The following is a 12,383-nucleotide window of genomic DNA, read 5'->3' on the forward strand; positions in this document are numbered from 1 at the left end:
TTTAAACCTATAAATGCACTATGTCAAAAAAATCAAATAATAGAAAAAATAGGATTTTAATAGCCTTTGCTCTGTTGCTGGTAAGTTTAGCGCCGATTCATGCTCAGGTTAAGGAAACTGTAGTTACCTATGATATAGATAAGCGTGAATTTGAAAGTGAATTACCTTTCGATGAAGTTTTTAAAATAAAGTTTAAATCTACTAAGGTTATATCGGGGATACAGGTACGTTATAAGATCGATCTACCAGATACTATTGATGAAAAATTTATCAAAAAGTATTATTTTCAATTCCCAGATAAAAATGATCCTAAAGCCTATATTACCAAGGAAGACCTAAATCTTTCCGTGCAAAATTTTTCAATATCTGCAATAGGTCCACTTCATCCCAATGTACCTTATAAATTTGATTTTTTTATTTATGAAAAAATTAATGTCAGTGAGAATGCTGCAAACGCACTTAAGGCAGATATAAAAAAGACAATAAACTGGTTGTATCTTGAGAATGAAGTTTTACCTGTGCCTGATACTATTGTGGAACGTTTCTCTACTGTATTGCAAAAACATGTTAAAGTGCTCTACAACGAAAAAGGTATTACAGTAGGACCTCAAGATCTTTTTAAGAACGAATTAAGAGATTATGTGAAAGGCTTAGACAAGGCAAACTCAGAGATTAAAGGTGAGACTGGTAACTATACGTCGGCTTCAGGCCAAATTCTTCCTTTATTTTTAGGAAGCTCATTTTGTGATTATTTGAAAAAACTAGATGTAAAGAATATCGATAATGCAAGTTTATTGGATGATCCAATGAATCTTATGATCAAAGATTTCAGTGATGTTACATTGAACCAGATGACTGTGTTTTACAATCGAAACTGCAATCAAAGTTTTAATTACTCTTCGGAAATACTTAAGGGGAATGTAAAATTTATCACTAATCTTGGTCTGGAGCGTCTTGATAAAGATCATATATATCAAAATGCTGAATCGCTGGAATTATTAAAGGCATCTATTGACGTAATGAGTAGCTTAAGGACAGTAAATGATCATAAACCTTATTTTGACTCAAGCATTGATTCAAGTATTACTACGTTACTTGAGCAGATGATTGATGCTTCTAAAATTATTACAAAAAATAAAAAAATAATATCAACACTTAATGCGGAGATACCTGATATACTAGCCAATAAATATTCACAAACCAAATGGCCTACGGATTACAATGCAGTTCCTGATGTGGAATCTAAGGCAACTCCTTATATTAATCTGGACTTAGGCTTTCTTTATGCGAGTGAATTAAATGATGCATTCGCCCTGCAGACGGTAAATTTTCACGTAAAACCGGTCAACAGAAATGCAATTTTTTCCAAATTAAAAGGTTGGGATAAGTTCTTTAAACAAGCATGCCTGCAGATTGGTCTTGCTCAAAGACTAGGGCCAAGTGATGATTCTTATGATACATTTTTAACTGGCGATTTAGGTACGCCTTATGTTGGTTTAGGATTTAGGGTCAACAGGATTATAAGACTAAGCGGTGGGGTGATCCTTTACCAACAAAAAAATGACAATCCAATAATAACAGATAAAATAACCAAAGGTTCTTTTGCATTTACCATCACCATAAACTCGGCCTTATCATCTGCGCTGGGATATGTGGGAGGGCTCTTTGCGGGAGCTAATTAAATAAAGTTACTATGCCAACAGTAGTATTACAAAAACCTACGATCGAAAACCAATTTCCTCTTTTGAATATAAAGTTTGGTATAAAAGATGGGAGGTTGATCAGCGAACAATGCACGATTAGTGTGAAATTTAATTTTCTGCATGGTGATGAGATGGATTGTGGATTAACAGTTGGGATTTCCAAATCCCAAAACAATTATTTTAAGATAGAACCTAATACCCAGGATTCCAATATGTTTGAAATATACAGGCATTATGGTATAATAGGCAGTGGGATGATTGATACATTTACTTTCTATCTGGTGGCGCGGCAGTCCCTTGATGCTATCAGGGCTTGGGCATCACAAGTTACTTTAGTTGTGACTGCTCATGATTGTTCTAATTCCAATATCAAAAGAGAACAAAGAATTTATTTGAACGTTATTTAAATTGTATATTATGACTATCTATAAGCAATTTTCGATTGTACATTCTGTGATGATACTTTTTTTAGCTTCTTTGTTTTGTATTTCATGTGATGAGGAACAGCGTAAGGTTTCAAATGATTCTATTATTGTTCTTGATGTATATGACCAAAATAATAAGCAAATAAGTGAACTGGCCGGTGATGGTGAAACACTATTAAAATTGCAGGCGAGAATCGCTCCGGAAGCAGATAATAAATACAGGAAAGTAGTTTTCAAGATCTCCAAAGGGCAATTTATGTCTACAGCCTCAGGTACTCAATTTGAGAAAATTGTTGATAATAATGGGATTGCGGAGGTTTACGTCAAAGTCCCGCTTGATAGTGGGCCGTTGTATTTATCTGCGGAAATAGGAAGTGATTCGGATAAGTATATATCAGAAAAGCAGATTAAACTTATTGATCCGGGTCAGATTATTCAGTTAGAAATTCTGGATCAAAATTCCACTCCCATAAGTGGTGAAATTAAAGCAGATGCAACTACGATACTTACATTAAAAGCTACTGTAGATCTTAATGCAGATGCTATAGGCTCAATTAAATTTTCAGCTTCCGGGGGTACTTTTTTAGGTATTAATAACGAGAGTAACACAGTAGTGATTAAAAATAAAGTTGCAATCATCCAGTACAAGGTTTCTAAAAGTGTTGGAGAAGTGTATCTGCAAGCTGCGGCATCGACAAAGAGCAATATCTTTTTAAATAAAACGCTGCTGTTGTCAAGGGCATTTGCAGACCATTTAATTTTGGAACCCAATACTTTGTCAGTTGATTCAGCTGATGATCAGGTACAGGTAAAAACATATCTGACCAGAGATATCGGGAAGGTGAGTACTGGAACTGCAGTTTATTATAAGGCATTTCAAGCAGATGCAAATGGTATTGAATTTGAAGTTGGGAGGTTTACAGGTCTTGCTGAGGCCACAACAAATGACAACGGTCAAATTACATCTGTAAGTTTTGTTTCAGATACCGGAGACATAGATTTTAAAAAATCGATTATCATTAGAGTATCGACAAAAAATGATAAAAATGAGATGATATCTCAGAGTTTTACACTCAATAAAAAATAAGATCTTATGTAATTTAAAACTATCTATTATGGAGAAAAACAAGATCGTTAATTGTCACGCTCATGTTTTTACTGGTGATCATGTACCGTCGTATTTGGCTAAAACTTTTCTTCCTTGGCCTTTGTATTATCTGTTACCGCTTTCGCCATTGGTTAAACTATTCAGGTTCTGGTATGATGGACCTTATAAATTGCAGTTTCAACCATTTTTTAAGAAATGCAGGCGTAATTTGTATCACGTTAAAATTTTTATAATCCGAAGTGCTATTTTATCAACCCTGCGCACCATTGTTGGATTATGGTTAACAGTTAGTGTATTTTATATTATTTTTTATTCTCTAGAAGATCCCAGAGCTCAAGAGAGAAATTGGATTAGTACTCTTTATAAAATTCTAGAAAAGCTTATTATAATTCCAGACTCTCTGTTAGGAAAAGTTTTTATTGTATTGTGCCTGATTGCTTTTTATAAGCCTGGAAGAAATTTTTTATTATTTCTATTTTCAAAAATATGGTCTTTTTTAGGCGTATTCACCGGAAGTGAAAGCAAGAAACTTGCTAAAAGGTATCTGAACCTTGTAAGATTTGCTCTGTACGATAAACAATTCAAAATTTTCGGCAGACTTAAAGGGCAATATCCTAAAGGCACAGGTTTTATACTGCTTCCTATGGATATGGAATATATGGAAGCAGGAGGTCTTAAAAAAGGTAACCAGTATTCAGATCAGATGGCACAGCTTGCTGTGATAAAAGAAAATAATAAAGATATTGCTTTTCCTTTTGTATTTGCAGAGCCAAGGCGTATAAGAGCCGAAGGCATCAGTCATTTTGATTTCGATATAATTGAAGAAAAGGTTGTATTAAAGGAATGTTTTATAAAAGAGTATATTGAAAATTATGGTTTTAGCGGCTTTAAGATTTATCCAGCTTTGGGTTATTATCCTTTTGATGAAACGCTGCTGCCTTTATGGAAATATGCTGCAGATGCTGGTTTGCCAATTTTAACCCATTGTATACGCGGGACTATTTTTTATCGCGGAACAAAGAAAAAGGAATGGGATTATCATCCTTTGTTTGTAGAATCTATAGAGGAAGACGTTTACAAAAGTATGTTGCTTCCCGGGATAAAAAACAGTGACTTCATCAATAACTTTACACATCCTTTAAACTATTTGTGTCTTTTAGATAGTAATTTACTAAAGAGACTGGTAGTTAAGGCTAAAGATGATCGTATAAGAGCAATTTTCGGTTATGATAAAGAATCAGACATTCTTAAATATGATCTCTCGCATTTGAAATTATGCTTCGGGCATTACGGAGGAGATGACGAATGGTTAAAATATTTAGAATCTGATCGTTATGATCATAGTAATCAGTTGGCAAAGCATCCCTCTACTGGTATTATTTTCACAGAAACAGTTGATGGAAAACCTGCAGATGGTAAAATAGAACAATTGTGGAAACATGCCGACTGGTATTCAATTATAAGCAGTATCATGCTTCAGTATGATAACGTTTATGCAGATTTAAGTTATATTATACATAGTGAGCAAATACAACCTTTATTAAAACAGACTCTACTCAATGAAGATCTTAGAAAAAAAATACTTTTTGGAACCGATTTTTATGTTGTACGAAATCATCGCTCTGAAAAAGATATGCTCGCTGGTATACTTAAAAATTTGACAGAAGAAGATTTTGATCAGATTGCACGAATTAATCCAGAATTGTTTCTTAAGAATAATATATAGAAAATGATAAAGCTAGAAAGAGGAGCAGCTCCAAGTTTTTTTGAGAGTCCACAGTTTATTCAAGCCAAAATGCAGCTAGAGAAAGATTTTAATGAGGGTGGAAGGCAGCAGCGGCTGAAATTCAACATAAGTTTTATTCCGCGCATTAAATCGTATCTTATGGAAAACTTTCACAGGAAATGTATGTACTGTGAAACTAAATTAGGTGTTTCCGATGAAGGAACTGTCGATCCATTTCGTCCCAGAAGCGGAGCAAGGGGACTCGATAAAACAAAATACGCGTCGACACATTACTGGTGGCTTTATTATGAATGGGACAATATGATGCTGAGCTGCAGTACTTGTAATTTGAAATATAAAAGAGATTTTTTTCCTTTGGAAGACGAAGGTTTTAGAGCGGCAGTTGGAACCAAGGGGGAAGAATTATTAAATGAAAGACCACTCCTTATTGATCCCTGCTTAGATAATCCTGAAGAACATCTGTCTTTTAGTGAAGATGGAACTGTTTCTGCTCTCACCCCAAAAGGACAAGTAAGTATAGAGGTTTTAGGTTTGAACCGTCAACCACTAATATATGAAAGAAAAGAGAGTGCAATTGATCTTCGCTCAAAGCTTAGAACCCTTGAGAAAAAGATTGTTGATCGTTCCGTTGCTGAACCTCTTATTTTGTATATTGACAAATTATTTTCAAGATCTGAATTAGAATATTCTGCGGTTCAAAGAGCAGTATTCGCGTCTTGGTATGAGAAAAATATTTTCAATTGGGACCGTTTAAAAAATAAGATAAAAAACATTTCATCTTCAGTACACAAATCTGGACAGCAAAAAACAGTAAGTGATGAAAAGTTGTCAGAGATCAGTGAAACATTTAGTGAATTTAAAAGATTTTCGATAAAGTCATTTAAGATCGTAAATTTTAAATCGATAAAAGAACTTGAAATTAGCATACTACCCAGTAGTAGTACAACAGATGAACAGTATAGAGAATCCTGGTTGTTAATATTGGGAGATAACGGTATAGGTAAGAGTTCGATATTGCAGGCACTTACTTTGGCACTTTGCGGTGCTAAGCAGATAGAGAAGCTTGATCTTGACGTTATGGATTTCTTAAAAAGAGGAGAAGAGAGTGGATGCATCCTGATACATAGTTATGAAAATGAGGGTCCAATTGAACTTAATTTCAATAAAAAAGGTTTTAGATCCAGTATCTCCGATCCGCCAACATATATATTGGCTTATGGTTCAACAAGATTACTTCCGAAAGAACCTATCTTTCCGGATTCTGACAAGGAGCCTTTTACAAATGTAAGAAATCTGTTTGATTACACTATTTCTTTAGAAGATCCCAATCTATGGCTTGGTAGTCTTGATAATGAGGAATTTACAAATAGGGCTGTACCAGCTTTTTATGATGTACTTGCCTTGCGGGGTAATGATAAACTACATAGAACTGATGGACGAATTAATATCAGTCAGTATAATACAGATAATGAACTCGAAGATACCAGTGACGGATATAAGACAGTAGTTGCTCTTGTTTCTGATATTATGCAGACCCTGTCAAGCGATCTTGCTGGATATCATAATACCAACGGTATCGTTTTTATTGATGAGATAGGCAATCATCTGCATCCCAGATGGCGTGCTAAGATTGTTGGAGCTCTCAGAAATGCATTCCCTAAGTTACAGTTTATCGTAACTACACATGAACCCTTATGTTTAAGAGGGCTTTCCCATGGAGAAGTGGCTGTAATGGTCAGAGATAAAAACCACGAAGTGAGATGCATTGGTAAGGAACTTCTTCCAGATCATAGTGCCATGAGTGTAGAACAATTGCTGACTTCAGACTTATTTGGTCTCATAGATGTAATGGACAGTGATGTGGAAAAAAGTTTTGAGGAGTATTATGAGCTTTTAAGTAAAGGAAAGGAAGCCTTGAATGATGATGAGAAAATAAAAATGGAAGGACTAAAAAACCATTTACAGGCAAAAGAACTTTTGGGAAATACGCTCAGGGAACAGGTTCTCTTTGAGGCCATTGATACTACTATCGCCCAAAAAATTAGAGAGGATGGATTCAAAGTTCAGGAGACGCTTAAAAAAGAAACGGTAGATTATGTAAAGGGCATAATACAAGGTACTTATAAAGATATTTTATGATTAAAATAGAAAGAACCCCAGCCCCGCATTTTTTGGATAATGAAAGGGGCATATGGCGCCAAGAAATTAAGAGGGCTATTGAGCATTACAGCAGTGACGCTCCAGGATCCTTTGAATTCAAGTTATATAATGATAGCAGGGTAAAAGATGCTTTAAAGGAAATATTCGTAAAATGTGCCTACTGTGAAAGTTCATACGGAGCTGTATATGATGGTGATGTAGAGCATTTCAGACCCAAAGGCCGCATCAAAGAAAAAAATCCTGCCACACCAGGATACTACTGGCTGGCCAATAGTTGGGACAACCTATTTCTTGCATGTCAGCACTGCAATCAGAGAAGAAAACATATTCTTTATGGTGAAACTGATGAGAGCGGCTATGGGAAGCTGGATCAGTTTCCTTTGGATCCCGAAGCATTGCGTCTGCAGAACCATGATTCAGAATTAGAATCCGAAGAAGAAGCCAGACTTTTGATTGATCCCTGCAAGGATGAACCAAAGGAGCATTTCGAATACGAAAATACAGAAGCGGTAATAATTCCGTTAACTTATAAAGGCAGAACTTCCGTCCAAGTTTATGTTCTGCAACGTCCTTTTTTAGTGAAAGAGCGAAAAATACAAATGCTTCGACTTTTTGGACAAATGGAATGTGTATCGCGTGAGCTTGCAAGGCTAAACAGAGACACTACCGATAATGAGCAACAAGGTATCTTTGAAAAAGAACTGAAACGACTAATGGAATATGCGGATGCAAAAGCTGTTTATGCAGGTATGTGCCGCTTTTTTATTGGCAAATTTTTAAATGAAAACAACTTATTGTGATATTATTGTTTCATTAAAATTATAAAATACAGAAGTGTTTGATACCTATAATAAAAAGTTATAAATAGAAATTAAACAGGCAGTTAAAAAGATTAGGCAGCTAATTACTTCATTTTGTATCTAGGCAGATTAATTTCATTTTCCTGCGGATTTTGTCAATATGACTTGGCCTTTAAAATTCAATAAAATCATATTTGACCAATAACAAATTTAGGATTTCTTTGTAACAGCTATTTTTTGTTACAAAAATAGGATAATTAGATATCTATAATTCTGAAATTGACCCCATTTTTTTCCTATTAAGTTATCAAGAGTAAAGAATTGAAAATATTTCTTTATCAATTTAATCTTTCTGAATAAAAAAAGTTTATTGATAATAATATATTAAAAAAAGTTATAAAAAATAGATTAACAAAGTTAAACTTATAAAGCAATTCAAATAACCTTACAGTCTAAATTTGGTTTTTTTTAAGGGAAGAATTCAATGGAATGTTTTACACTCAAACATTATTGAAATTTAAATAAAAAAAGGTTTTTGTAGACATTTAAAATTAAAATTTGATAGTAAAAATTAGATATCTTTGAGATATAATCATTAAAATTATGGACATATTAAAAGTACAGGAAAATTTGCTATCTAATGAAAAATTAAAAGTTAATATTAAAAAATTACTGGAAAGTATTTTAAAAAATAAAACTTTTGCTTTTTATTGTACGGATGAGTTGTCTTTAGAACTTTTGTTAGAATTTGAAATAATTACTAGATCTGATGATGGTGATTTTATTTTAAATACGAATTCAGAAATAGCCACTTTTGTATTGCTAGAAATAATGATTGATACGATTGGTACTTCAATGCCTTCAAACCTTTTGTCTCTTTTTGATTTTATAGACAAATTTGCAGCAAAAATAAATAGCACAAACGCAAATGTACGCTGGAATGATTTTGATATTTTAATTAAGAATATAGAAAAATATTCAATTCTATATTTAAATAAAATTTTGAATATAAGTCCAATTAATCTTTTTAATGTGCTTGAAATAAATGAGATTGAGGATGATTATAAAATTATGCGAATAACAGAATGTTATTTTGAAGTTTTGCATCTTATGACAGACCAAGAATCGGAATTATTCTTAATTGTAACAAAAAATTATCTTAACAAAGATAATCAGTACTTAGGCTTAACAATGTTTAAAAACCTAAGTAAATATAATATAACTTTAGCTGAAAGATTATTTGAATACTCCCTTAACAATGATGGTTTAAATTTTAGATTTGTCTCAGCAGTCCTGTTGATAGGATTGTATAATGCTAATGCTTCATCTACCATTGATAAAATTATTAAACTGTATAATTTATCTAATATTGAGGGGATTCAGGCTTTAGTAGAGATTGAGTATAAAAAACAAGAGGATATCATACTTACTTTTCCTCTTATTAAAACAGAAAATTTGGATTGTGGCATTTCACTAAGTAAGTATTATGCTAGATTGATAAATATAGAGTTTTGCCCACCAGACATACTTGAAGAATGCTTTAAAAAGATTGAATCCTTATACAGTATCGATAATATTGATTTAAGAAGATCCATTCTGTTAAACTGCAGATTAATAGATGGTTTTGAAGAACAGAAGTATTTACTTTTACAATCGTTCTCTAAAATTGGTATGGAACTTAATGAAATTCCCCATTATTTTTTAAAATTTAATAATCCAGTTTTTTTCTTTAATACTTATTTGGAAGCTTTTTGTGAAAAAGGTTTTGGATTAGATTTTTATATATTTAGAAATATTATAAATGATTTTTGGAGAAAAAATAAAAATGATACAGAAAAATATATTTTAGAAATACTTAGTATCGAAAATTTGTTTATGAGATTTTCTGCTGTAAAACTTTTAAAATTATCTCAACCAGGAAGGTTCGAGATTGATTTGACTAAACTTGATCAGGAAAACTTACAGATTAGAGCAATTGATGGATTAATAATGTATCCAAACGGTATCGAAACAGTTTTACCATTTGTTCTTCAATTAAAAAAATCAAAATTTAAAAATGTGATAAAACATTTACAGCTTACATTGTCTTTGTTGATAGATAAGTCCTATGGTGAATCTCTGTATGGTTTAATAGTTGAAAATGTAGATCTTAAAAAAGATAAGAATTTTTTAAAACCTATATCTGATTCTCTTGACCAGTATAAAAAAAATATAGAGTTTAAAGAAAGTATCAATGATTTAAATCCTTATAATAATGAAAGTAATTTGATGGATTATTATAACAGTCTTGATCGAGAGAATACGCAGAAAGTTACAAAACAGGCAATGGATAATAATAGTTTTCTAGCTCTTTCCGGTGGTAAAACTACAGTAATAGTTCGAGGAAATTCATGGAAAATTAACAATATGGAACCTTCGCCATTGACGAATATAAGTTTTAGTGTCTTAATTGATCGAGAATTTGTAAAAAACCCAGACCTTTTTGAGTTAACAATTAGTTCCTTAAGAAACTTAAATTATTAAGGATGGATAAGCATATAATAATTAAAGACTATCTGGAGTCTTTAACAGAAAAAGAAGAACTTGACTATTTGTTTCCAATGTTGCTCGAATCAATGGGGTTTGTAATACTTTCCAAGCCTACTGAATATATTGGATTTCCTCAATATGGAAAAGATATCATTGCAGTTGGTATAGATAAAGAGGATAGAATTAAGAAAAAATTTTATTTTGAATTAAAAGGGGGACATGATAAAGACATTACGACCGCAACTTTCAATAAAAATGATGGTGTAAAAGAGTCTTTGGTAGAGGCTAAATTTAAAAAATTTGAAGCTTTTTCATTTCCAAAATTCAAAGATTTGCCTTTAAAAATTGTTTTAGCACATAATGGTGTAATTAAGGGAAATGTACAAGAACTATTTGAGGGTTTTATACAAAGCGAATTTCCGGCATCGGGAGATATTGAGTTTGAAAATTGGAATATTTCAAAGCTAACTCATCTATTTTCAGATTATTTGTTTAACGAGCAATTATTAATAAATGCTGAATCAACAAGATTATTTAAAAAGGTAATCATTAACCTTGATAGTACTGATACTATTTCTAAAGAGTATCAGCAACTTTTAGATTTAATATTCTCTCAATTTTCTAAAAATAATTTTTCGGGAAAGAAAAATAGAAAATGGCAGGTCTTTTTTGAATCATTAAAATTAATTTCATTTATAATTTATACATCTGCCAAAGATTACAATAATCTAGAAATTGCAAAGAGTCACATTACTTATTTAGTTCTAAAATCCTGGCACTGGATTTTAAAAAATAATTTTGAAAAAGAGAAAATTATTTTGATCTATTTTAGGCAGATTATTGATTTTTATATTGGGAAAGTGCTTCATGATTACTTTGCACGTACATTGCCAATAGCAACTCAGCAGGATGGACTCTATTACGAGAAAGGTGGTAGGTATGAAAGTATTGGCTATACTCTGCGTACAATGGACTATCTTCAGTATTTTGTTTTTTTTGCTGACGCAACAGCAAAAAATAGTGAAGAGTTAAAAATATTTAAAGATCTTTTCTTATCTATTTTGTCTAATAATAGTGTATCAGCAAGACCACTTATTGACATACACTCTATATCAGTTATTTCAAATTTAAAAACATTAATTTTCTTTGAAGAAACAGAAAAGGCTAAGGATTATTTGAGGGAAGTATTTAACTATATAATTTATGCTAAAACTAAATATGAACGTATGCCTGATGCAAATAATAGCATTAAAAATGTAATAAAGCTTATATTAACTAAAGAAAAGTCTATTTACTATTCCGATACAACTTCCCCTTTATTAGCGTCATTATTTGAATTTTTGGCCATTTTAAATATGGAAAAAGAATATATTACTTTTCGGGATTTTGTAATTAAAAATAAGATTGATTTGGGCTTATTTATACCTCATGTTAAAATAAATGGCAGGAATGATTTAATTAAGAATCAAGCTGCTGATTTAGAGCAATTATTATTTTCGCAGTCTGTATTTGAAGGCTATCAAACTGAAATTAAATTACCTGAAAAGTTCCAAGATTTTAGAGAAAGCTTATGTCGAAATAAAAATGAATTTGAATATCATTATCGTACTGATGCCGTGGGATATTTTTATTTAAGGAGATTGGCGCATATTTGGTTTAAGACTCCTTTATTTACAGATGAATGGAGAACTTTAGATATTGGCACTTGATGTTATTACGGATGACTGGATCTATTTTTAAATTTCTTTTATAAATACTGGGTCCTAAAAAACAGTGAATTAAAAATTACTACATTAGTTATTTAATACTTAATGATAAATTATGATTTTTCAACTCTAAATGACCGGGATTTAGAAGAGTTGACAAGAGACGTTTTAACTGAGAAATTAAATTTTAATTTTCAATCTTTTA

The 12,383-nt window shown here is 31.9% G+C and carries 8 protein-coding genes; all 8 read left to right on the forward strand.

What is annotated here, in order from left to right; translation table 11 throughout:
• Nucleotides 1-20: 20 nt before the first annotated feature.
• The 8 genes from HAV12_RS11280 (at nucleotide 21) to HAV12_RS11315 (ending at nucleotide 12,181) form a co-directional block, all read left to right on the forward strand.
• A complete protein-coding gene (locus tag HAV12_RS11280) occupies nucleotides 21-1,682 on the forward strand; it encodes a hypothetical protein (RefSeq protein WP_171569753.1) in 1,662 nt (553 codons plus the stop codon).
• A gap of 11 nt (nucleotides 1,683-1,693) precedes the next feature.
• A complete protein-coding gene (locus HAV12_RS11285) occupies nucleotides 1,694-2,110 on the forward strand; it encodes a hypothetical protein (RefSeq protein WP_171569754.1) in 417 nt (138 codons plus the stop codon).
• A gap of 10 nt (nucleotides 2,111-2,120) precedes the next feature.
• Entirely contained in the window at nucleotides 2,121-3,215 is a 1,095-nt protein-coding gene (locus HAV12_RS11290; RefSeq protein ID WP_171569755.1) for a hypothetical protein, read from the forward strand.
• A gap of 28 nt (nucleotides 3,216-3,243) precedes the next feature.
• A complete protein-coding gene (locus HAV12_RS11295) occupies nucleotides 3,244-4,962 on the forward strand; it encodes an amidohydrolase family protein (RefSeq protein WP_171569756.1) in 1,719 nt (572 codons plus the stop codon).
• A gap of 3 nt (nucleotides 4,963-4,965) precedes the next feature.
• Nucleotides 4,966-7,122 carry an AAA family ATPase gene (locus HAV12_RS11300; protein ID WP_171569757.1) on the forward strand — a complete coding sequence of 719 codons (2,157 nt, stop codon included), beginning with the start codon at nucleotides 4,966-4,968 and terminating at the stop codon, nucleotides 7,120-7,122.
• Entirely contained in the window at nucleotides 7,119-7,943 is an 825-nt protein-coding gene (locus HAV12_RS11305; RefSeq protein WP_171569758.1) for an HNH endonuclease, read from the forward strand. Before HAV12_RS11300 ends, HAV12_RS11305 begins: the two co-directional genes overlap by 4 nt.
• A 603-nt stretch (nucleotides 7,944-8,546) precedes the next feature.
• On the forward strand, nucleotides 8,547-10,466 hold the full coding sequence (locus HAV12_RS11310) for a hypothetical protein (RefSeq protein WP_171569759.1): 1,920 nt from the start codon (nucleotides 8,547-8,549) through the stop codon (nucleotides 10,464-10,466).
• A 2-nt stretch (nucleotides 10,467-10,468) separates the two neighbouring features.
• On the forward strand, nucleotides 10,469-12,181 hold the full coding sequence (locus HAV12_RS11315) for a hypothetical protein (protein WP_171569760.1): 1,713 nt from the start codon (nucleotides 10,469-10,471) through the stop codon (nucleotides 12,179-12,181).
• The last annotated feature ends 202 nt before the right edge of the window (nucleotides 12,182-12,383 follow it).

This window comes from Flavobacterium sp. CLA17 (assembly GCF_013112255.2).
GTDB lineage: Bacteria > Bacteroidota > Bacteroidia > Flavobacteriales > Flavobacteriaceae > Flavobacterium > Flavobacterium circumlabens.

Coding starts and splice junctions, on each gene's coding strand:
- HAV12_RS11280 (WP_171569753.1), top strand. CDS start 21: ATGTCAAAAAAATCAAATAATAGAAAAAATAGGATTTTAATAGCCTTT.
- HAV12_RS11285 (WP_171569754.1), top strand. CDS start 1,694: ATGCCAACAGTAGTATTACAAAAACCTACGATCGAAAACCAATTTCCT.
- HAV12_RS11290 (WP_171569755.1), top strand. CDS start 2,121: ATGACTATCTATAAGCAATTTTCGATTGTACATTCTGTGATGATACTT.
- HAV12_RS11295 (WP_171569756.1), top strand. CDS start 3,244: ATGGAGAAAAACAAGATCGTTAATTGTCACGCTCATGTTTTTACTGGT.
- HAV12_RS11300 (WP_171569757.1), top strand. CDS start 4,966: ATGATAAAGCTAGAAAGAGGAGCAGCTCCAAGTTTTTTTGAGAGTCCA.
- HAV12_RS11305 (WP_171569758.1), top strand. CDS start 7,119: ATGATTAAAATAGAAAGAACCCCAGCCCCGCATTTTTTGGATAATGAA.
- HAV12_RS11310 (WP_171569759.1), top strand. CDS start 8,547: ATGGACATATTAAAAGTACAGGAAAATTTGCTATCTAATGAAAAATTA.
- HAV12_RS11315 (WP_171569760.1), top strand. CDS start 10,469: ATGGATAAGCATATAATAATTAAAGACTATCTGGAGTCTTTAACAGAA.